This window comes from Pseudonocardia sp. ICBG162 (assembly GCF_020496225.1).
Taxonomy (GTDB): Bacteria; Actinomycetota; Actinomycetes; order Mycobacteriales; family Pseudonocardiaceae; genus Pseudonocardia; species Pseudonocardia alni.
Genome location: NZ_JAHLJD010000013.1, coordinates 1,321,752 through 1,342,747 on the forward strand (window position 1 = coordinate 1,321,752; position 20,996 = coordinate 1,342,747).

The 20,996-nt window shown below is 75.3% G+C and carries 22 protein-coding genes and 1 riboswitch; of the genes, 8 read left to right on the forward strand and 14 right to left on the reverse strand.

The window, feature by feature from the left end:
- Positions 1-48: 48 nt before the first annotated feature.
- The 4 genes from KPL60_RS09150 to KPL60_RS09165 are packed head-to-tail and all read right to left on the reverse strand — an operon-like array spanning position 49 to position 3,671.
- Complete coding sequence (locus KPL60_RS09150; RefSeq protein WP_226365539.1) at positions 49-660, reverse strand: hypothetical protein; 612 nt, start codon at positions 658-660, stop codon at positions 49-51.
- Positions 657-1,493 (reverse strand): carbohydrate ABC transporter permease, encoded by an 837-nt coding sequence (locus KPL60_RS09155; RefSeq protein WP_226365540.1) that lies wholly within the window; start codon positions 1,491-1,493, stop codon positions 657-659. Before KPL60_RS09155 ends, KPL60_RS09150 begins: the two co-directional genes overlap by 4 nt.
- Complete coding sequence (locus KPL60_RS09160; protein ID WP_226365541.1) at positions 1,490-2,356, reverse strand: carbohydrate ABC transporter permease; 867 nt, start codon at positions 2,354-2,356, stop codon at positions 1,490-1,492. Before KPL60_RS09160 ends, KPL60_RS09155 begins: the two co-directional genes overlap by 4 nt.
- A 1-nt stretch (position 2,357) precedes the next feature.
- Positions 2,358-3,671, reverse strand: coding sequence for an extracellular solute-binding protein (locus KPL60_RS09165; RefSeq protein ID WP_226356410.1), 1,314 nt, complete (start codon positions 3,669-3,671; stop codon positions 2,358-2,360).
- A 106-nt stretch (positions 3,672-3,777) separates the two neighbouring features.
- Here KPL60_RS09165 and KPL60_RS09170 point away from each other — a divergent pair, with 106 nt between their 5' ends.
- The 5 genes from KPL60_RS09170 (at position 3,778) to KPL60_RS09190 (ending at position 8,714) form a co-directional block, all read left to right on the forward strand.
- A complete protein-coding gene (locus KPL60_RS09170; protein WP_226356409.1) occupies positions 3,778-4,758 on the forward strand; it encodes an NlpC/P60 family protein in 981 nt (326 codons plus the stop codon).
- Positions 4,759-4,833: 75 nt separating this feature from the next.
- Entirely contained in the window at positions 4,834-6,009 is a 1,176-nt protein-coding gene (locus KPL60_RS09175; RefSeq protein WP_226365542.1) for a nitrite/sulfite reductase, read from the forward strand.
- Positions 6,006-6,647: a precorrin-8X methylmutase gene (locus KPL60_RS09180; protein ID WP_062404674.1), complete on the forward strand. Its 642-nt coding sequence runs from the start codon at positions 6,006-6,008 to the stop codon at positions 6,645-6,647. Before KPL60_RS09175 ends, KPL60_RS09180 begins: the two co-directional genes overlap by 4 nt.
- Positions 6,644-8,200: a precorrin-2 C(20)-methyltransferase gene (locus KPL60_RS09185; RefSeq protein WP_226365543.1), complete on the forward strand. Its 1,557-nt coding sequence runs from the start codon at positions 6,644-6,646 to the stop codon at positions 8,198-8,200. Before KPL60_RS09180 ends, KPL60_RS09185 begins: the two co-directional genes overlap by 4 nt.
- A gap of 58 nt (positions 8,201-8,258) precedes the next feature.
- Complete coding sequence (locus KPL60_RS09190) at positions 8,259-8,714, forward strand: GNAT family N-acetyltransferase (protein WP_100880341.1); 456 nt, start codon at positions 8,259-8,261, stop codon at positions 8,712-8,714.
- Here the strand turns inward: KPL60_RS09190 and KPL60_RS09195 are convergent.
- Positions 8,695-9,324 carry an HAD-IA family hydrolase gene (locus tag KPL60_RS09195; RefSeq protein WP_226365544.1) on the reverse strand — a complete coding sequence of 210 codons (630 nt, stop codon included), beginning with the start codon at positions 9,322-9,324 and terminating at the stop codon, positions 8,695-8,697. The genes KPL60_RS09190 and KPL60_RS09195 overlap by 20 nt on opposite strands.
- Positions 9,325-9,380: 56 nt before the next feature.
- On the opposite strand from KPL60_RS09195, the gene KPL60_RS09200 reads away from it, so the two are divergent.
- Positions 9,381-10,397, forward strand: a complete 1,017-nt coding sequence (locus KPL60_RS09200) for an alcohol dehydrogenase catalytic domain-containing protein (protein WP_226365545.1) — start codon at positions 9,381-9,383, stop codon at positions 10,395-10,397.
- A 60-nt stretch (positions 10,398-10,457) separates the two neighbouring features.
- Here the strand turns inward: KPL60_RS09200 and KPL60_RS09205 are convergent, their stop codons facing one another.
- Positions 10,458-11,087 carry a TetR family transcriptional regulator gene (locus KPL60_RS09205; RefSeq protein WP_226356403.1) on the reverse strand — a complete coding sequence of 210 codons (630 nt, stop codon included), beginning with the start codon at positions 11,085-11,087 and terminating at the stop codon, positions 10,458-10,460.
- Between the two features lie 71 nt (positions 11,088-11,158).
- Between KPL60_RS09205 and KPL60_RS09210 the strand changes: the two genes are divergently transcribed.
- Complete coding sequence (locus tag KPL60_RS09210) at positions 11,159-11,899, forward strand: SDR family NAD(P)-dependent oxidoreductase (RefSeq protein ID WP_226365546.1); 741 nt, start codon at positions 11,159-11,161, stop codon at positions 11,897-11,899.
- Here the strand turns inward: KPL60_RS09210 and KPL60_RS09215 are convergent, their stop codons facing one another.
- Positions 11,900-12,655 (reverse strand): cobalt-precorrin-6A reductase, encoded by a 756-nt coding sequence (locus tag KPL60_RS09215; protein ID WP_226365547.1) that lies wholly within the window; start codon positions 12,653-12,655, stop codon positions 11,900-11,902. It lies immediately after the preceding gene.
- Between the two features lie 18 nt (positions 12,656-12,673).
- On the opposite strand from KPL60_RS09215, the gene KPL60_RS09220 reads away from it, so the two are divergent.
- A complete protein-coding gene (locus tag KPL60_RS09220) occupies positions 12,674-13,336 on the forward strand; it encodes a haloacid dehalogenase type II (protein ID WP_226356400.1) in 663 nt (220 codons plus the stop codon).
- A 3-nt stretch (positions 13,337-13,339) separates the two neighbouring features.
- Here the strand turns inward: KPL60_RS09220 and KPL60_RS09225 are convergent, their stop codons facing one another.
- From KPL60_RS09225 to KPL60_RS09255, 7 genes are all read right to left on the reverse strand, one after another.
- The gene (locus KPL60_RS09225) at positions 13,340-14,512 is read right to left on the reverse strand and encodes an ROK family protein (RefSeq protein WP_226365548.1); all 1,173 of its coding nucleotides are present in this window, start codon (positions 14,510-14,512) and stop codon (positions 13,340-13,342) included.
- A gap of 1 nt (position 14,513) precedes the next feature.
- The gene (locus KPL60_RS09230; RefSeq protein WP_264198749.1) at positions 14,514-16,016 is read right to left on the reverse strand and encodes an ABC transporter permease; all 1,503 of its coding nucleotides are present in this window, start codon (positions 16,014-16,016) and stop codon (positions 14,514-14,516) included.
- Complete coding sequence (locus KPL60_RS09235) at positions 16,016-16,789, reverse strand: ATP-binding cassette domain-containing protein (RefSeq protein ID WP_226365549.1); 774 nt, start codon at positions 16,787-16,789, stop codon at positions 16,016-16,018. Before KPL60_RS09235 ends, KPL60_RS09230 begins: the two co-directional genes overlap by 1 nt.
- A gap of 74 nt (positions 16,790-16,863) precedes the next feature.
- Positions 16,864-18,012, reverse strand: a complete 1,149-nt coding sequence (locus KPL60_RS09240) for a sugar ABC transporter substrate-binding protein (protein ID WP_226365550.1) — start codon at positions 18,010-18,012, stop codon at positions 16,864-16,866.
- Positions 18,013-18,264: 252 nt separating this feature from the next.
- Positions 18,265-18,993: an ABC transporter ATP-binding protein gene (locus tag KPL60_RS09245; protein ID WP_226365551.1), complete on the reverse strand. Its 729-nt coding sequence runs from the start codon at positions 18,991-18,993 to the stop codon at positions 18,265-18,267.
- Positions 18,990-19,757 (reverse strand): ABC transporter permease, encoded by a 768-nt coding sequence (locus KPL60_RS09250; RefSeq protein ID WP_226365552.1) that lies wholly within the window; start codon positions 19,755-19,757, stop codon positions 18,990-18,992. The genes KPL60_RS09245 and KPL60_RS09250 overlap by 4 nt, the downstream gene beginning before the upstream one ends.
- On the reverse strand, positions 19,754-20,779 hold the full coding sequence (locus KPL60_RS09255) for an ABC transporter substrate-binding protein (protein WP_226365553.1): 1,026 nt from the start codon (positions 20,777-20,779) through the stop codon (positions 19,754-19,756). The genes KPL60_RS09250 and KPL60_RS09255 overlap by 4 nt, the downstream gene beginning before the upstream one ends.
- Positions 20,771-20,884, reverse strand: a riboswitch (TPP riboswitch). (Overlaps the previous gene by 9 nt.)
- Positions 20,885-20,996 lie beyond the last annotated feature (112 nt).

Sequence of the window (20,996 nt, forward strand, 5' to 3'; positions counted from 1 at the left end):
GCTCGCCGTCTTCGGTTGTCGTGAGCCACCATCGGTGGCGGCCACCGGTCACGTCAAGGAGCGCTCGACCAGGGTGGTGATCCGCACGTGCGACGGCGTGGCGGGCGCCGAGCCGAACCCGAACCGGACCGGCGGTGCGACCGGGGCGAGCGCGCCGCAGTCGCCGTCGTCCCAGCGGGCCGAGGCGGCGAGGACCCGGTGCAGGTCACGGGCCCCGTAGTACTCGCGACGGCCGTTGCCCGCGGTGCCGACGGTCCGCACCCCGGGCAGCACCCGCCGGGCGAACGGGTCGATCGCCCGCAGCCACCACGGGTGCACCGCGAGCGCACCGGGGACCGCGCGCAGGAGCCGGCCGAGCGGCGGGCGCCCGCCGACCCGCCAGCTGACCTGCAGCGGACCGGCGACGACCCGGCGCCGGTCGTCGTGGGCGGTGTGGGTCACCGGCACGATCCGGACCTCGTCGAAGGTGTAGGTGGCCGCGACGAACGCGGCGACCTCCTCGCTCGGGGCGAGCAGGGTGCGGTGCCCGTCGGCGGACTCGGTCATGACATCGGTGAACGACCCCAGCGGCGTGTCCGGCCAGTGGCCCACGACGATCCGGCGGCCCGAGGTCGTGCCCAGGCCGGAGATCCAGCCGTCGAAGCGGTCGATGCGCCTCACCCCTTCACCGACCCCGCGCCGAGCCCGGCGACCAGGTAGCGCTGGGCGATGAACGCGAACCCGATCACCGGCAGGGTCAGCAGGACCGCCGCCGCCCCGGCCTGCTGGAGCAGGGGCAGGTTCTGCCCGAGCTGCGTCGCGACGAACACCGGCACCGTGCGCGCGACGACGTCGGTCAGCACCGCCGCCGTCAGGTACTCCTGGAAGGCGAACAGGAACATGAAGATCCCCGCGGTCAGGATCCCCGGCCCCATCAGGGGCACGAGCACCCGCCACAGCACCTGGGTCCGGGTGCAGCCGTCGAGCATCGCGGCCTCGTCGAGCTCCCGCGGGATCTGGGCGAAGAAGTTGCGCAGCAGCCAGATCGAGAACGGCTGGTTGATCGCGACGAGCGCCGCCGCCAGCGCGATCCGGGTGTCGTAGATGCCCAGCGCCCGGGAGAGCTCGTACATCGGCAGCACCACGGCCGTCCGGGGCAGCGCGCGGAACACCAGCGCCGCGACCAGCAGCGCGATCGACACCCGCCCCCCGGACCGGGACAACGCGTACGCCGCCGGAAGGCCGATGAGCAGCGCCACCGCGGTGCTGACCACCGCCACCACCGCGGTGTTGAGCAGGTAGCGGTAGAACTCCGTGGTCTGCCACAGGTCGACGACGGCCGTCGCCGTCGGGGTCCAGGTGAACACCGGCGGGTCGAGGAACGCGACGTCGGTCGGCTTGGTCACCGACGCCGCCGTCCACAGCACCGGCGAGAGCATGACCAGGCAGACGGCGACGAGCAGCACCCCCACCACCGTGCCGCGCAGCCGGGCACCGTCCGCGGCGGCGCTCACCGGCGGGCCTCGCGCGCGGTGTCCCGCAGGAACGGCAGCAGCAGCACCACGATCAGCGCGATGAGCAGCACGTTCACCGCGCTGCCCAGCCCCAGCTGCTGCCCGCCGTCGGCGAACGCGATGTCGTAGACGTAGAGCATGATCGACTCGTTGCCGATCTGCGTGGCCTGCGGCGACAGCGGGATCAGCTGGTCGAAGGTCCGCAGCAGATCCATGATCGAGATGATCGCGACGAAGGTCAGCACCCCGCGGATGCTCGGGATCACCACGTGCCAGTGCACCCGCCAGCCGCGCGCACCGTCGATCCGGGCCGCCTCCACGACGTCGCCGGGCACCGCCTGGAGCCCGGCCAGGATCACCAGCATCGCGAACGGCAGCATGAACCACACCGTGTTCAGCGCGACCAGCACCCGGTTCGCCCACGGGTCGGTGAACCAGAGCACCTCGGCCCCGGTCAGCCGGGACACCACCAGGTCGGCGACGCCGCCGAAGTTCGGGTCGAACAGCCAGGAGAACATCGTCGCCCCGACCACGTGCGGCACCACGTAGGACACCAGCAGCACCCCGAGCACCCAGGGCCGGGCCCGGCCCAGCCCGTTCACCACGACCGCCAGCAGGTAGCCGACGACCAGCAGCACCGTCACGACGACCGCGGTCAGGCCCACGGTGAACAGCACCGCCCGGCCGAACCGGGGGTCGGTCAGCGCCTCGGTGTAGTTGCCGAGCCCGACGAACACCCCCGGCTCGCCGTAGGTCACCCGTTGCAGGCTCCACCGCACCGTCGTCACCAGCGGATAGACCAGCAGCCCCAGCATCACCAGGAGGCTGGGCGAGACCAGCCCCAGGAACTCGCGTCGCCGCACCTCAGCCCACCTCCCGGTACTCGGCGACGATCGCCGTCGCGATGTCCTGCATCCGCTGCTGCCCCTGCTCCACGGAGACCCGCCCGGCCAGCACGTCGGCCACCACCGGCCGCGTCGCGACCGAGATGCGCGAGGTCCACGGGAACGGCTCGGGCGGCGGGGCCTTCCCCAGCGCCGCCAGCTGCGCCGGCGCGAACGGGCTGCTCGCCGGCGTCACGCTGCCCAGCCGCGACGGGAACGCCGCGGGCACCGCCGCGCGCGCCGACTCGGGCCCCACCGACGCGGCCAGGAACCGGAACAGCAGGTCCGGGTCGACCTCGGTGTTGGCCGGGATCGCCCAGCCGTCGACCGACAGCGAGTTGTAGAGCACGTCGCCACCGGCGACCGACGGCGGCGGGGCGAACGCGAACTCCCGGGAGAAGCGGCTGTTGCGCTCCTGCACCAGGTCGAACATCCGGCCGCTGTACATGATCGCGATCGCGGCCGAGCCGTTGTACATCTGCTGCTGCACCGCGGGCTGGGCGAACGTCGTGACCTGCGGGTCCATGAACGGCAGCAGCGACCGCAGCTCGGTGAACGCCCGCGCCGCGGCCGGGGTGGTGAAGTTCGGCCGGCCGGTGTCGCGGTCGACGTAGTCGGTGCCGAGCGAGCCGAGCGCGGCGTCGTAGGCGGTGGCGATGTCGGCGCTCGCGAGCAGCGGCAGCGCCAGCGGGTAGCGGATCCCGCCGTCGCGCTGCACCCGCGCCGCGACCTCGCGCAGCTCGGCGAAGGTGCGGGGTGGGGCGAGGCCGAGCCGGTCGAACACGTCGCGGCGGTAGACGAGCGTGAACGGCTGGGCCATGGTCGGCAGCCCGTAGAGCTTCCCGTCGTAGGACAGCGCCGCCAGCATCTCCGGGCTCAGCCGGTCCAGGCCGTACTCCTCGCGGTACCGGGCGACGAGGTCGTCGAGCGGGCGCAGCTTCCCGGTCGCGGCGAACTGCGGCACGACCAGCCCGTAGGTCTCGACGATGTCGTAGGTGCCGTAGCGCCCGGACAGCGTCGCGATGGTCTTCTGCGTCTGCCCGGCGAAGTCGATCGGCTCGTGGCGCAGCGTCACGCCGTTCCTCGAGCAGCTGCGGACCATCGTGTTCGTGAACGGGTCGACGGCCGAGGAGTTGTAGGCCAGCACCCGCACGTCGAGGCTCTGCGCGGGCGGCGGGAACTCGCACGGCACGAGGGTCGCCGTCGCGGCCGGGGTGCGCGAGCCCGCACCGCAGCCGGCCAGGAGCAGGGCCAGCACCGTCACGACGGCCGCGGTGATCCGGTGGGGGCGCACCGCACCATCAGAACCCACCCGTGTGGGCGGGGCCACTCCACCCGTCGTGGTGACCCGGCGGTGTGGCTGCTTGCCCCGGCGCACCCGGCTGTCGAGAGTCCCCGCCGTGCCCCGTGTCCTGTCCGTCCTGTTCGCCGCGGTGCTCGGCTGCGCCGTCCTGCCCGCGGTCGCCCTGCCCGCGGCCGCCGACGGACCGGGGCACACCTTCGTCGCCGTGTCGGTCGCGACCGTGTGGACCTCCCCGGACAGCCCGCGCCCGCGGGACCGGGCCGCCGTCGCCGCCCCGGCCGACCCGGCCGCGTGGATGGGGTCGATGAGCAGCGCGGACCGCCGCGAGCTCACCACCGCCTCGCGCACCCAGACCCAGGCGCTGCTCGGCGCCCCGGTGACCGTGACCGAGCGCCGCGACGGCTGGGCGCGGGTCGTCGTGCCCGGCCAGCCGTCGGGCAAGGACGGCCGCGGCTACCCCGGCTGGGTCCCCGCGGTCCAGCTCGTCGACGACCCCGCGTTCGGCGCGCTCGCCGCGGGGGCGCCCACCGGCACCGTCGACGGCGTCGCGACGGCCTGGCTGTACCGCGACGCGGCGCGCACCGAGCGGCTGCGCGAGGTCAGCGTGGGCACCCGGCTGCCGGTCGTCGGCGAGGCGGGCGACGCGGTCCGGGTCGCGCTGCCCGGCGGCGGCCAGGCGTGGTTGGCGGCGGGTGAGCTCCGCGGAGGGGCCCCGCCCTCCCCGACCGGAGAGGGTCTGGTCACGACCGCGCGGCTGTTCCTGGACCGCCCCTACCTGTGGGGCGGGCGCTCCGGGTTCGGCCCGGACTGCTCGGGGCTGACCGGGCTGTCCTACGCCCTGCACGGGATCACCGTCGGGCGGGACGCCTCCGACCAGTCCCGCGGCGGGCGCCCGGTCGACGACCCCGCCGACCTGCGGCCCGGTGACCTGCTGTTCTGGAACTCCCCCGCGACGCACGTCGCGATGTACGCCGGCGACGGCACGATGATCGAGGCCTTCGACGCGGCCACCCCGGTCCGGGTGACCCCGGTGCGGTTCGACGCGACCTACTCCGGTGCCCGCCGGTACCTGCCGTGACCTGAACACCTGACGAGGTGTGACCGCCGCCCCGACGGGTCCCCCCGCCCGTCGCGGATGCCTACAGTGTCCGGCGTGCCGTCGCCGACCACCCGTACCCGCGCCGACGCCTGCCCCGGCGTCGTCTCACCGCACGCGGCGGCGGACGGGGCCCTGGCGCGGGTCCGGCTGCCCGGCGGGACCGTCACCGCGGCGGGCCTGCGGGCGGTCGCGGCGCTGGCCCGCGACGCCGGGGACGGCGCGGTGCACCTGACCTCGCGCGGGAACCTGCAGCTGCGCGGCCTCGACCCGGCCGACCCGCGCCCGGTGGAGCGGCTGACGGCGGCCGGGCTGCTGCCGTCGACGACCCACGAGCGGGTCCGGAACGTGCTGGCCTCCCCGCTGTCGGGGATCGACGGCGGCCTCGCCGACGTCCGTGGCCTGGCCACCGCGCTCGACCGCGGCCTGTGCGCGCGCCCCGCGCTGTCGGCGCTGCCCGGCCGGTTCCTGTTCGCCCTCGACGACGGCCGCGGCGACGTCGCCGCGGAGCGTCCCGACCTGTGCTGGCGGGCGCGGGGCTCCGACGGGGGCGAGCTGGTCGTGGCGGGCGCCGCGACCGGCCTGTCCTGTCCCCCCGCCGAGGCTCCGGAACTGCTGCTCGACGCGGCCGCGGCGTTCCTCGACCTGCGGGCCGCCCACACCGCCGACCCTTCCGCGCGGGCCTGGCGCGCCGCGGAGCTGCCCGGGGCCGCGACCGGGATCCCGGCCCGGCTGCGCGGGCACCGGCCGTCGCGTCCGGCGGGCCCCCGGGACTCCGACGCCACGCCCGCGGCGCCCGGCCCGGTGCTCGTCGGGGCCCTGGGGAGCGGGGCGCTGGGGGTGGCGCCGGTGCTCGGGGAGCTGTCGGCCGGGCAGCTGGACCTGCTGGCCGAGGAGGCCCCGGAGCTGCTGGTCACCCCGTGGCGCACCCTCGTCCTGCCCACCCCCGCCCCCGGTGCCGCGGCCCGGCTGGCGGCGGCGGGGCTCGTCGTCGACCCGGGGCACCCCGCGCTGCGGGTCAGCGCCTGCGCCGGGTCGCCGGGCTGCGCGAAGTCCCTCGCCGACGTCCGCGCCGACGCCCGGAGCCTGGTCCGGCGCGGCGGCCCGGACCGGCCGATGCACGTCGTGGGATGCGCCCGCCGCTGCGGCGCCCCGCACACACCGCACATCGATGCCGTCGCCACCGGGGCGGACACCTATCGCATCGACGGAAGAACAGGAGTGCTCCGCTGAGCGGGTACGACTACATCACCGACGGCAACGAGATCTACCGCCGCTCGTTCGCGACGATCCGCGCGGAGACCGACCTCTCCGGGCTCCCGCCCGGCGTCGACGACATCGCCGTCCGCATGATCCACGCCTGCGGCCAGGTCGACCTCGTCGACGACATCGCCGCCTCCGACGGCGTCGTCGCGGCCGCCCGCGCCGCGCTGCGCGCCGGTGCCCCGATCCTGTGCGACGCGATGATGGTCGCCTCCGGGGTGACCGCCGCCCGGCTGCCCGCGGACAACGAGGTGCTCTGCCTGCTGCGCGACGCCCGGGTGCCCGACCACGCGCGCCGGATCGGCAACACCCGGTCCGCGGCCGCGCTGGAGCTGCTCGCCGACCGCTTCGAGGGCGCGGTGCTCGCGATCGGGAACGCCCCGACCGCGCTGTTCCACGTGCTGGACCTCATCGACCGCGGCGACGCCCCCCGCCCGGCCGCGATCATCGGCATCCCGGTGGGGTTCATCGGCGCCGCCGAGTCCAAGGCCGCCCTCGCCGAGCGGACCGACCTGGAGCACCTCGTCGTCCACGGCCGTCGTGGCGGGTCGGCGATCACCGCGGCGGCGCTGAACGCGCTGGCCCACGAACAGGAGATCATCGCGTGACCGGCACCCTGTACGGCGTCGGGCTCGGCCCCGGCGACCCGGAGCTGACGACGATCAAGGCCGCCCGGCTCGTCCGCGACGCCGACGTCATCGCCTACCACTCCGCCCGGCACGGGCGCTCCATCGCGCGCCGGATCGCCGAGCCGCACCTGTCGGGCACCGCGATCGAGGAGGCGCTGGTCTACCCGGTCACCACCGAGGCCACCGACCACCCTGGCGGCTACCAGGGCGCGATCGACGCGTTCTACACCGAGGCCGCCGCCCGGCTCGCCGCGCACCTCGACGCAGGCCGCGACGTCGTGCTGCTCGCCGAGGGCGACCCGCTCTTCTACGGCTCCTACATGCACATGCACAAGCGGCTGGCCGGGCGCTACCCGACCGAGGTCGTCCCGGGCGTCACCTCGATCAGCGGCGCCGCCGCGGCGATCGGGCAGCCGCTGGTGGAGCGCGACGAGGTGCTCACCGTGCTGCCGGGCACGCTGCCCCGCGAGGAGCTGGCGCGGCGGCTCGCGGGCACCGACTCGGCGGCGGTGATGAAGCTCGGGCGCACCTTCACCACGGTCCGCGGGGCGATGGCCGACGCCGGCGTGCTCGACCGGGCCCGCTACGTCGAGCGGGCCACGATGGAGGGCCAGCGGACCGGCGCGCTGTCCGACGTGGACCCCTCGGACGTGCCCTACTTCGCGATCGCCCTGGTCCCCGGCGAGGTCGCCGCCTCGGTGCCCGAGGAGGCCGTCGCGTCCGTCGCGGAGCCCGGCGGCGCGACGGCCGAGGAGCGGTCGGTGCGCGGGCCGGGTGAGGTCGTCGTGGTCGGGACCGGTCCCGCCGGGCGGGACTGGCTGACCCCGCAGGTCGCCCGCGCCCTGTCGGAGGTGGACGACCTCGTCGGCTACGGCCCCTACCTGGACCGGGTGCCGCCGAACCCGCGTCAGACCCGGCACGCCTCGGACAACAAGGTCGAGTCCGAGCGGGCGGCGCACGCGCTGGACCTGGCCGCCTCGGGGCGGCGGGTCGCCGTCGTCTCCGCCGGGGACCCGGGGGTGTTCGCGATGGCCACCGCGGTGCTGGAGGTGGCCGCGGAGCCGAAGTACCACGACGTCCCGGTCCGGGTGCTGCCCGGCATGTCCGCGGCGCAGGCCGTGGCGGCCGCCGTCGGTGCCCCGCTGGGGCACGACCACGCCCTGATCTCGTTGTCGGACCGGCTCAAGCCGTGGGACGTGGTCGCGGACCGGCTGCGTGCCGTGGCCGCGGCGGACCTGGCGATCGCGATCTACAACCCGCGCTCGAAGGCCCGGCCGTGGCAGGTCGGCGCGGCCCGTGACGTGCTGCTGGAGCACCGTGCACCGGAGACCCCGGTGGTGCTGGGCCGCGACGTCGGCGGTGCCGGGCAGCGGATCGTCGTCACCACCCTGGGCGAGCTGGACCCGGAGCAGGTCGACATGCGCACGCTGGTGGTGGTCGGCTCGTCGACGACCCGTGCGGTCGAGCGCGGCGGCGCGACCGTCGTGTTCACCCCCCGGCACTACGGCCCCGGCGGCACGACGACCGACTGATCACATCCGCCGGTTGTCGACATCGTGACGGCTACCGGTTCCGCGCTAGCGTCACGCCGTGCAACTGCAGGTGCGGCGCTTCGGGCCCGACGACTGGGAGCCGGCCCGCGCGGCCCGGCTCGCCTCGGTACGGGACGGCTTCGGTGAGGACAGCGACTTCTACCGCGAGCAGGCGGCCATGGAACCGGCCGCCTGGCGGGCGGTCCTGGCCGAGCACGTCCGCTTCGGCGCCTTCGACGGCGACCGGCCGGTCGGCACCGCCTGCTGGCGGACCGGTGACGACGGCGACGGGCAGCTCTACGGCATGTGGGTCCATCCCGACGCGCGCGGGACCGGGCTGGCCGACGCGCTCGTCGACGCCGTCGTCGCGGCCGCGCGCGAGCTGGGCTCGGCCACGCTGTCGCTGAAGGTGGAGCCGGGCAACGCCCGGGCGATCGCCTTCTACGTCCGGACCGGGTTCGTCGCCGACGGCGATCCCGGCCCGGGTCTGGTCGTCATGACCCGGCCGGTCTGACCGCGTCGGCGAGCCCCAGCAGGGCCGTCAGCTCCGGCAGGCCGGCGGGGCGCAGGTCCCCGTCGAGGCCCCGCAGCGCCGCGGTCGCCGCGCCGGCGGCCCGGCCGGCGGCGAGCCCGGCCTCGGCGTCCTCCACGACCAGGCAGGCGGCCGGGTCCACCCCGAGCGCGGCCGCGGCGGCGCGGTAGCCCTCCGGGTCCGGCTTGCCGTGCCGCACGTCGTCGCGGGCGACGAGCACCGGCGCGTCGATCCCGGCGGCGCCGAGGCGGGCCGCGGCGAGCCGCCGGTCGGCGCTGGTCACGACGGCCCACGGGACCCGCGCCGCGTCGAGGGCGGCGAGCAGGGCGTGTGCCCCGGGCAGCGCGCCGACGTCGTCGAGGTCGTCGTACTGCAGCTCCAGCTGGCGGGTCGCGGCGGCGTCGAGTGCCGCACCGGACAGGTCCGGGCGCAGCAGCCGGATCGTGCCGTCGCTGGGCACCCCGTGCGCGACGCGGACCAGGTCCGCCCCGGCGACGCCGTACTCGCGCGCCCAGGCCGCCCAGGAGCGGGCGACCGCCTCGTCGGACTCCACCAGCGTGCCGTCCATGTCGAACAGGATCGCGGCGTACACCGCACCACCCCTTTCCCTCGGACGGCGAGCATATCGGGCCTGAGAGGATCACCCCCATGCGAGCAGTACGGATCACCGCGTTCGGCGCACCGCCCGAGGTCGTGGACCTGCCGGATCCCACCCCGCCCGTGGGTGGGGTGGTCGTGCGGGTGGAGGCGACCGGGCTGTGCGCCAGCGACCGGTTCGCCTGGGCCGGGCACGACGGTGACGTGACGCTCCCCCACGTGCCCGGCCACGAGCTGGTCGGGCACGTGGTCGCGACCGGCGCCGGGGTCACCCGGTTCCGGGCCGGTGACCGGGTCACGACGCCGTTCGTCTGCGGCTGCGGGGTCTGCCCGGACTGCCGGGCGGGCCGCGCGCAGGTCTGCCCGCACCAGCAGCAGCCCGGGTTCACCCACGACGGGTCCTTCGCCGAGCTCGTCGCGCTGCACCACGCCGACCACAACCTGGTGCCGGTCCCCGACGACGCCGACGCCGCCGGGGCCGCGCTGCTCGGCTGCCGGGTCGCCACCGCGCACCGGGCGCTGGTCGGGCGCGGCGGGCTGGAGGCCGGCGAGCGGGTCCTCGTGCTCGGGGCGGGCGGGGTCGGGCTGGCCGCGGTGCTGATCGCGTCGGCGCTGGGTGCCGAGGCGGTCGTCGCGGACCCCTCGCCCGCGGCGCGGGCCCGGGCGGTCGAGCTGGGCGCGGTCGCGGCGGTGGACACCGCGGACGGCCCGGACGCGGTGCGCGGGGCCGTCGGCGACGGCGGCGCCCGCCTCGCGGTGGAGGCCGCGGGCCGCGCGGACACCCTGGACCTCGGCGTCCGGTCGCTGCGCAGGCAGGGGACGCTGGTACAGATCGGCCTGCTCGCCCGGGAGCCGGTGGTGCCGGTGCCGCTGATGATCGCGCACGAGCTGACCGTCACCGGCAGCCACGGCATGGCCGCCGCGGACTACCCGGAGCTGATGGCACTCGTCGCCGACGGGCGGCTCGACCCGGGCCGGCTGGTCACCCGGCGGACCGGGCTGGACGCGCTCGCCGGGGCGCTGGCCGCGGCCCCCGAGCCGGGCGGGATCCTCGTCGGCCTGCCCTGAGCCCCGCCCGGACCCGGCGGACGGCCTGCGGCTCGAGATCGACGAGCTGGACCCCGGCCGCTACACCCGACCCGGGCCGGGCCCGTCGGCCGGGGACCGTCGCGGCGCGGCGAGCCGCCGGGCGGCCTCCACGACGAAGGCCCGGCGCGCGGCCCGCTCGGCCGGATCACCGGGCTCGGCACCGGTCAGCATCGAGGCGAGCTGGGGCACCGTGTGCCACCAGGCGGCCAGCGCGATCAGCGCGAACACCAGGTGGGCCGGGTCGAGGCCGTCGTCGATGGTGCCGGCCCGCTGTGCGGCCGCGAACCGCTCGACCTTCTCCCGGTAGTGCCGGCTGCGCCCCTCCCGCCCGGCGACGCGCCCGGTGCCGTCCAGGCCCTCCCACTGCAGCAGCCGGGCGAGCACCGGGTGGTCGGCGTGGTGGTCGAACGTGGCCCCGGCGAACTCGCCCACGTCGTCGAGGCCGGTCCCGGTCGCGCGGACACCGGCGGCGAGCAGCTCGAGCTGCTCGGCCAGCACGAGGTCCCAGAGTGCCTGCTTGTCGCCGAAGTAGCTGTAGAGGCGCTCCTTGTTGATCCCGGCCCGGGCGGCGATGCGGCTCATCGTCGTGCCCTCGCGGCCGCGCTCGGCGAACTCGGCCGTGGCCGCGTCCTTCAGCCGCCGGCGTGTCCCCTCGGTGTCCCAGGCCATGCCCCGCACGGTAGCGAGGCGGCGTACGCTCATCTCCAACGCCATCGTTGGAGTTGGGATTGGAGACCGTCATGACCGAGCCGACCGGACCGGGTGCGGGCGACGTCGCCGTCGTCACCGGCGCGAACAGCGGGATCGGGTTCGAGATCGCCCGCGGGCTGCTGGCCGCGGGGCTCACCGTGTACGTCGGCGCCCGCGACGCCAGCCGCGGTGCGGACGCGGTCGCCGCGCTCGGCGCGGGCGCCCGGCCGCTCGCACTGGACGTGACCGACGCGGCCTCGGTCGCGGCGGCGGCCGCCGCCGTCGAGCGGGTGGACCTGCTGGTGAACAACGCCGGGCTGGGCGACTCGTTCGCGACGGCCCCGGAGTCGACCGCCGAGGAGCTGCGCCGGATCTACGAGGTGAACGTGTTCGGCGTCGTCACGGTGACCAACGCGTTCCTGCCCGCGCTGCGGCGCTCGGCGCACCCGCGGATCCTCAACCTCTCCAGCGGGACCGGGTCGCTGACCTGGAGCACCGGCCCGAACCGGCAGTTCGACCACCGCACGGGCGGGGGTGCGGTGGCCTACCGGTCGTCGAAGACGGCGCTGAACGCGCTCACCGTGTCCTACGCCCAGGCGCTCGCCGACGCCGGGATCGCGGTGAACGCGCTGGCCCCGGGGCTGCGGGCGACCAACCTCAACGCCCGCGCGGCCGCGTCCGCCGGGGACCCGGCCGAGGCCGCCGCCGGCGCGGTGCGGCTCCTGCTGGCCCCCGACGGCGGCCCGACCGGCACCTTCGTCGACTGGACCGGCGAGCCGGTCCCCTGGTGATCAGTCCCCGAGCAGCCGGGCCAGCGCCGCGTCCACCGTGGGCTCCACCGCGACCCCGCCGGGCAGCGGCGGCCGGTCGACGACGAGGACCGGCACCCCGCGCTCCCGGGCCGCGGTGAGCTTCGGCGCGGTCGCCGCGCCGCCGGAGTCCTTGGTGACCAGCACGTGCGGGACCACGGCCTCGAACAGGGCGCGCTCGTCGTCGAGGGCGAACGGGCCCCGGTCGAGCAGCAGCTCGTGCCGGGCGGGCAGCGGGCCGTCGGGCGGGTCGACCGCGCGGATCCAGAACGCCGCGTCGACACCCGCGAAGTGCGCCAGTCCCCCGCGGCCGGTCGTCAGCAGGACCCGCCCGGCCGGGCCGGGGAGCAGGCCGGGCAGCGCGGCCGCGGCGGCGGCGACCGAGGCGACCCGGTGCCACCGGTCCCCCGGCCCGGGCGTCCAGCCCGGCCGGCGCAGCACGACCAGCGGCACCCCGGTCCCCGCGCAGGCGGCGGCCGCGTTCGCGGTCATCGTCGAGGCGAACGGATGGGTGGCGTCGAGCACCGCCGCGACCCGCTCGGCGCGCAGGTGCGCGGCCAGCCCCTCGGCACCGCCGAACCCGCCGATGCGGACCTCGCCGTCGGGCAGGGCCGGGCTGCGCACCGCCCCGGCCAGCGACGACACGACCCGGACGTCGTCCCGGCCGGCCAGCGCGGCGGCCGCGGCCCGCCCCTCGGTCGTACCGCCGAGGACCAGCACCGTGCGGGGAGCGCTCACACCCGTCAGGGTAGGGGGATGGCGATCACGACCGTGGTGTTCGACGTCAACGAGACCCTGTCGGACCTGACCCCGATGGGGGCCCGGTTCGCCGCGCTGGGCGCCCCGGAGTGGCTCGGGCCGCTGTGGTTCGCCGCGACCCTGCGCGAGGGCATGGCGCAGGCCACCGGTGGGGAGCTGACGACCTTCGCCGAGCTGGCGACGGCGACCGCGGCCGGGCTGCTGCGCCGGCACGGCGTCGCCGACCCCGACGCGGGCGCACGGCACGTCGTCGAGGGGTTCCTGGAGCTGCCGGTGCACGACGACGTGCACGGCGGGGTCGCCGCGCTGCGGGCCGCGGGGCTGCGGCTGGTGACGCTGTCGAACGGGTCCCCGTCGGTCGCGGAGCGGCTGCTCGGCGGGCACGGCCTGCGCGGGCAGTTCGATGCCGTGCTGTCGGTGGAGGACGCCGGGATCTGGAAGCCCGCGCCCGCCTCCTACTCCTACGCGCTGGCGACCTGCGGGGTCGCAGCCTCCGAGGCGGTGCTGGTGGCGGTGCACCCGTGGGACCTGCACGGCGCCGCCCGGGTCGGGATGGCGACGGCCTGGCTGGACCGCCACGGCGACACCTGGCCCGGGTACCTGACCCCGCCGACGTTCACCGTCGGCGCGCTGCCCGAGCTGGCGGGCCTGCTCGCCTGACCCTCACACCGCGGCCAGCACCGGCTCGAACGCCAGCTCGGCCGCGCCCACCAGCGCGCCGTCGCGGCCGAGCGGGGACACCGCGATCCGGGTCCCGCCCGCCGCCCGGCTGACCAGGCTGCGCCGTCGCAGCTCGGAGCCGACCCGCTCGACCACCGACGGCGGCAGCGCCCCGAACAGGTCCCCCAGCACCACGAGCTCGGGGGCCAGCATGTTCACCACCGTGACCAGCCCGGCGGCCATCCACCCGGCGTAGCCCTCCAGCAGCCGGTCGGCCCGGCCGGGCACGACGGCCAGGTCGCGCAGCTCCGCGACGAGCACCCCGCGCGGGGTGTCCTCGGGCAGGCCGAGCGCGCGGCACAGCGCGGGCTCACCGACCTCGGTCTCCCAGCAGCCGTGCGAGCCGCAGAAGCACTCCCGCCCGTCCGGGCGGACCATGAGGTGGCCGAGTTCGCCGACGTAGCCGCCGGTGCCGCGCAGCGGCTGCCCGCCGGACACGACCCCACCGCCCACGCCGACGTCGGCCGACAGGTAGACCATGTCGGCGACGTCGCGGCCGATCCCGCGCAGGTGCTCGGCGAGCGCGCCGGCCTCGGCGTCGTTGGCGACCTGCACCGGGCGGGCCAGGACGGCGGCGAGCCGGGTGCCCAGCTCGACGTCGCGCCAGCCGAGGTTGGGAGCCTCGTGCACGAAGCCGTCGGAGCGCCGCACGACGCCGGGCACCGACACCCCGACCGCCTGCTCGGTGACGCCCAGCTCGTCGCGCAGCAGGGCGGCGGACTCGGCGAGGTGGGTGATCACCTCGCCGGGCAGCCGGGTGGTGCGGTGCAGGTTCCAGCTGTGCCGGCCCAGGATCTGGCCGCCGATGCCGACCATCGCCAGCGCCACCTGCTCGACCCGGATGTCGACGGCGAGCACCACCGCCGCCTGCGGGTCGGGCAGCACCAGCAGCGACGGCCGCCCGGCCCCGGAGCGCTGGGCCGGGACGGCCTCGGTGACGACGCCCGCCTCGGCGAGCCCGTCCACCACCGCCTTGATCGTGCTGCGGTTGAGGCCGAGCTCGCCGGCCAGCGTCGCGCGGGTGCAGGGACCCTCGACGTGCAGCCGACGCAACAGGACGGCCCGGTTGTGCCGGCGCGCGTCGTCGGGTCGGGTCCCCGATCCGGGCTGGGTCATGTCACCGGCCGGTGGCCGCCGCCCGGCGCCGTGACGCCACGTCGACACCCGCCGCGAGCAGCAGCACCAGGCCGGTCACCACGAACACGACGGCGGCGGGCTGCTTGAGCAGGCCCAGACCGTTCTGCACCGTGGCCAGCACCGTGCCGCCGATGACGGCGTTGCTGATCCGGCCGCGGCCGCCGAACAGCGACGTGCCGCCGATGACCGCGGCGCCGACCGCGAACAGCAGGGTGTTGCCGCCACCGGCCGCCGGGTTCACCGACCCGATCTTCGACGAGTAGACGATCGCGCCGATCGCGGCGAAGGCGGTGGAGATGACGAACACCGACGCCCGGATGCGGGCGACGTCGATGCCGGCCCGGCGCGCGGCCTCCCGGTTGCCGCCGACGGCGTAGACGTGGCGGCCGAAGCGGGTCCGGTCGAGCACCCAGGTGCCCGCGACGAGCAGCACCAGCACGATCGGGACGACGTAGGGGATGCCGGCGATCGAGATGACGCCGGGCGAGCGGTCCTGCACCAGCGCGAAGGTCACCAGCCCGCCGAGCACCACCACCGCTCCGATCTTGAGTGCGACCAGCCCCGTCGGCGGCGCGACCAGCCCGCCCCGCAGCCGGGTCCGCAGGCGCACCACCTGGACGGCCGCGTAGCCGCCGGCGACGACCACGAACAGCACCCAGGACGCCGTGACCGAGAGATTGCCGTTCGCCACGGCGTTGATCAAGGGGTCGCGCAGCGCGATGGTGCCGCCGTCGCCGATGAGCTGCAGGATCACGCCCTGCCACGTGATGAACAACGCCAGCGTCACGACGAACGACGGCATCCCGATCCGGGCCACGAGGAACCCGGTGAGGCAGCCGATCACCACGCCGACGCCGACGGCGAGGCCCATCACGGTGAACGCGTTCGCCGGGACCCCGATCACGAGTACGACCGCGGTGAGCAGGCTGATCACCGACCCGGCCCACACCCGGACCAGCGCGGCGAGCACCGCACCGGCCAGCATCACCGCCACGAGCAGCACGAACACGGTGGTGCCGGTGGCGCCGAGCACGTTGCCGTCGCTCATCAGGTGCAGCGCCATCAGCGCCGCGGCCAGCCCGGACGCCGTACCGGCGGCCAGGTCGATCTCCCCGGTGAGCAGCACGAACACCAGGCCCATCGCGATGATGGTCGGGCCGGCGCCCTGCTGGAGCAGGTTCGCGAGGTTGAGCAGGCTCGGGAAGGTGCCGCCCGAGTCCAGCACGCTGAACAGCACGAACAGCGCGGCCAGGCCGAGCAGCGCCGGCAGCGAGCCCAGGTCACCGCCGCGCAGGCCGCGCAGGTAGGCCGTGATCGCCTCGCGGGTGGTGCGGGCGGTGGTGTCGATGCCGAAGTCGGCGGCCCGGTTACCGGGGTTCGCCCGGCGGGCCGCGCTCTGCTCCTGCTCGGGCGCGGGCGTCCGTTCGGTCACGGTGTCTCCTCCCGGGCCGGCGGGGCCGGACGGGTCGGGGTGGGGGGCCATCAGGTCACCGCCTGCTCGGGCCGCGGCAGCCCGAGCTCGCCGGAGCGGCCCGCGGTGATGAGCTGGACGACGTCGGAGTGGGTGACCTCGCGGGTCGGGACCTGCGCGACCATCCGGCCGAGGTAGAGGCAGGCGATCCGGTCGGACACCTCGAACACGTCGGCCATGTTGTGGCTGATCAGCACGACGCCGAGGCCCTGCTCGGCCAGCCGTCGCACGAGGTCGAGCACCTGGCGGGTCTGGGCGACGCCGAGCGCCGCGGTCGGCTCGTCGAGCAGCACGACACGCGAGTCCCAGAGCACCGCCTTGGCGATGGCGACGGTCTGGCGCTGCCCGCCGGACAGCGACGCGACCGGGGTCCGGACCGAGGTGACGGTGCGGACCGAGAGCGACGCGAGGGTGTCGCGGGCGGCCTGCTCCATCGAGCCCTCGTCGAGCATCCAGGAGCGGCCGCGCTCACGGCCCAGGAACATGTTCTGGACGATGTCGAGGTTGTCGGCCAGGGCGAGGTCCTGGTAGACGACCTCGATCCCGAGCCGGGCGGCGTCGGTCGGGGCGTTCACCGTGACCGGGGACCCGTCGAAGACGATCTCGCCGGAGTCGATCGGGTAGATACCCGCGACGCACTTGACCAGGGTGGACTTGCCCGCGCCGTTGTCGCCGACGAGCGCGGTGACCTCACCGGCGCGCACGGTCAGGTCGACGTCGTGCAGGACCTGCACGGCGCCGAAGCTCTTGGACACACCGCGCAGGGAGAGGATGGGGTCGGCCACTTCGGGCACCTTCCACGTGGGCGTCGGCCGGGCCGCGGCGGGATCGCCGCCGCGGCCCGGTCCGGCTGCGGGTCCTACTTGATGCCGAGCTGGGTGCAGGCGGCCTGGGTCTCGGCGTTGCAGATCTCCGAGGCCTTGACGTAGCCGGCGTCGGTGACCTTCTTGACCGAGTCCTTGGTGATCAGCTGCGGCTCGAGCAGCACCGACTTGACGTCGCGGTTGCCCTTCGGGTCCTTCACCGTCTGGGTGGCGACGCCGTCGGCGGCCGCGGTGTCGCCCTTGGCCAGGTCACCGGCGAGCTTCGCGGCGGCCTCGGCCTCCTGCTCGATCGGCTTGAAGACCGTCATGTACTGGTCACCGCGCAGGATCGCGGCGAGCCCGTCGGCGGTGGCGTCCTGGCCGGTGACCGGGACCTTGCCGTTCAGGCCGTACTTGGTCAGCACCGTGATGATGGCGCCGGCGAGGCCGTCGTTGGCGGCGACGACGCCGTCGACCTTGCCGCCGTTACCGGTGAGGATCTGCTCGAAGGTGGTGCCGCCGACCTGGTTGTCCCACTTGTCGATGGGCTGGCTCTGCACCAGCTTCAGCGCCCCGGACTCGTACTTGGGCTTCAGCACGGTCTGCTGGCCGTTGTAGAACAGGGTCGCGTTGTTGTCGGTGGGCGCGCCCTCGATCTGGATGACCTGGGCGCCCGGCTTGTTGCCGATCCCCTGGACCAGGCCCTCGCCCTGCAGGGCGCCGACCTTCTCGTTGTCGAAGGAGACGTAGTAGTCGCTGACGCCGCCGAGGTTGAGCCGGTCGTAGTCGATGACCGGGATGCCCTGGGCCTTGGCCTTCTGGGCGACGGCGGTGCCGCCGTCGCTGCTGATCGAGGCGATGATCATGACCTTGACGCCGCTGGAGATCATGCCGTCGGCCAGGGTGGAGAACTTCTGCTCGTCGCCCTGGGCGTTCTGGATGTCGGGGTCCATGCCCTGGGCGCGCAGTGCCTTGTCCAGCATGGGCTTGTCGAAGCCCTCCCAGCGTGCCGAGGAGTCGGTCTCGGGGAGGATCACCCCGACCTTCACCCCGCCGCCGGACCCGCCGGAGCCGCCGCCGGCGGCCTCCCCGCCGCCGCCCGCGCTGTTCTGTCCGCAGCCCGCGACGGCCAGCAGCAGGCCGAGGCCCGCCGCCGCGACCGCCCGACGCAGCCGGGGACCGCGCCCCGTGTTCCGTGCCCCCATCGGGGTCTCCCTCCACGACGTTGTGGACCGCTCGCATGATCACGAACGGGTGAATGTTGCGAGCGCCAACGTATTGGGCGAGACGGGTTCCGCGACAGCCTTCTGGATCGATTGAGTTCCCCTTTCGTCATCACGATCCGGTCACGAACATCGACTTTGTTGCCGTGCGGCACGATCCGGAACGGCCACATACCTTGCCGTCGCGGGCGGGCGGCGGCGACCGGTCCCCCGCCGCCGGGGGGCGAGCCCGCGTCAGCCGCGCAGGGTCTCCAGCAGGTCCGCCTCGAGGGCGGCCAGGGCCGGGTCGGTACGGCTGCGCGGCCGCCCGGCGTCGACGACGACCTCCCGCACCACGGTCGCCGGGCGCGGCGAGAACACCAGCACCCGGTCCGAGAGCAGGGCCGCCTCCCGCACGTCGTGGGTGATCAGGACCGTCGTCCAGCCGTAGCGGGCGCGCACCGACTCCAGCCAGTCCTGCATCGCGGTCCGGGTGAGCGCGTCCAGCGCGCCGAACGGCTCGTCGAGCAGCAGCACCTCGCGCCCCCCGACGACGGTGCGCAGCAGCGCCGCGCGCTGGCGCATGCCGCCCGACAGCGCGCCCGGGCGGGCGTCCTCGAAGCCGGCCAGCCCGAACGGCTCGAACAGCGCGCGGGCACGCTCGCGGGCCTCGCGGCGCCCCACGCCGGCGACCTCCAGCCCGAGGGTGGTGTTGTCGAGCACGGTGCGCCACGGGAACAGCAGGTCCTGCTGGGGCATCAGGCCGAACGGGGCGCCGCGCACCGGGCCGCCGTCGACCGCGATCCCGCCGGTCACCGTCGCCCCGTCGAGGATGCCCGCCAGGGCCCCGAACAGCGTCGACTTGCCGCACCCCGACGGCCCGACGAGCGACACGAACTCCCCCGGCGCGACGTCCAGGCTCACCCCGGACAGCACCGGCAGGTCGCCGTAGGAGACCGACAGGTCGCTCACCACGACCTTCACCGCGCACCGTGTCCGTCGTGGTCGGCCACGTACCAGGGGGTGACCAGGCGCTGCAGCAGGAAGGTCAGCGCGAACAGCGTCACCGACAGCACCGCGGTCACGCCGACGGCGGCGAGCACCAGGTCGGTGCGGAACTGGTTCTTCTGCAGCTGCATGAAGATCCCCAGGCCGGCCCGGGCGCCGACGTACTCGGCGAAGATCGCCCCGGTGACGGCGTAGGTGATCGCGATCCGCAGCGCCGTGAAGAACGACGGCAGCGCCCCGGGCAGCCGCACGTAGCGGAACCGCTGCCAGCGCGAGGCCCCCATCGAGCGCAGCAGCGCGGTCGCGGACCGGTCGGTCGCGGCGAAGCCCTCGATCAGCCCGACCGCCACCGGGAAGAACGTCACCAGCGCGATGACCAGCACCTTCGGCAGCAGGCCGAACCCGAACCAGATGATGAGCAGCGGGGCGATCGCGACCACCGGCAGCGTCTGCGAGGCCACCAGCAGCGGGGTCAGCGCCCGGCGCAGCCACGGCGAGAAGTCCACCGCGACCGCGGCCGCCCAGGCCAGCGCCATCGAGACGGTGAACCCGATCAGCGTCACCTGGACCGTCGGCAGGGTGTTCGCCCACAGCTCGGCCCGGAACGCCCAGCCCTGCTCGAGGACCCGCAGCGGCGAGGGCAGCACCTGGGGGCGGGTGCCGGCGACGGTGACCGCGACCTGCCAGGCGACCAGCAGGGCGGTGACCAGCGCCGCGGCCGGCCACAGCCGGCGGATCACGGTGCCAGGTAGTCGTTGGTGAACCAGGTCGAGAAGTCCGGCTTCTGCCGCACCGGGGCGCCGTCCGGCCCCGCGACGGTGCCCGTGTCGTAGAGGAACCCGGAGAACCCGGCCCACTGCTGCGGGGTCTGGAACCCGACGCGGCCCTGCGCGTCGCGCAGGAAGCGCTCGCTGAGCATCTGCGCGCCCCGGTCGACCAGCGCGTCGGAGGTGAACGCGCCGGGGTTGGCCTCCTTGAGCATCCGGGCCGCGGTCGCCGGGTCCTGCGCGGCCAGCGCGTAGCCCTTCTGGACGGCCTGCACGAACGCGCGTGCCCGGTCGGGGTTGTCGCGCAGCCAGGTCGAGTTGCCCAGCAGCAGCACGTTGTAGGAGTCCGGGAAGCCGTAGTCGGTGTAGCGGAAGGTGCGGATCGGCTCGCCGCGCAGCTGCGCCTCGACGCCCTCGACGTTGACGAACGGCTCGGTGAAGTCGGCCTGGCCGGAGTAGAGCGCCTCGTAGGCGGCGGTGGACAGGACCTCGGTGCGGAAGTCGCCGCGCCCGCCGTCGGCCCGGATCACGGCCTGCATCTTCTGGTTCTCCCCGGGCCCGCCGAACCCGGCGTAGACCTTGCCGTCGAGGTCGCGCGGGGACCGGATGTCGGTGCGGTCGGCGCGCACCGCGATCTCGGTGGCCCAGTGCTGCAGGATCGCCATCACCGAGGTGATGTCGGCGCCCGCGGCCTTGGAGAACGTGAACGAGTCCTGGAAGCCGATGCCGAAGTCCGCGGCGCCGGAGCCGACCAGGGTGTCCGGCGAGGTCTGGTTGTAGGGCAGGAACTCGACGTCGAGGCCGGCGTCGCGGAAGTAGCCCGCCTGCTGGGCGGCGAACAACCCGATGTGGTTGGTGTTCGGCGTCCAGTCCAGCGCGACGCGGATCGGCCCGCCCCCGGCGGAGCCGCCGGAGCCGTCGGCCGCGGCGCAGCCGGACAGGGCCAGCGCGAGCGCCAGCGCGACGGCGAGCGGACGGAGAGCACGTGACAGCACGGAGCGGCCTCCCTACGCCGGTGTGACCCGGATCAGGTTCGAACGGTCGGCGGCCGGTCCTGCCGCCCTCTCAGCCTCGGTGCGCGGGCTCCCGCGGTACGTCCGAAACCTTACGCGGCCCACCCGGTCCTGCCGGGCCGGCGTCCGTCGCACCGGACCGGCCGGACACCCGCGGTCACCGGAGCCTCCGGTTCCGTCACCTGCGGTGATCGTCGGG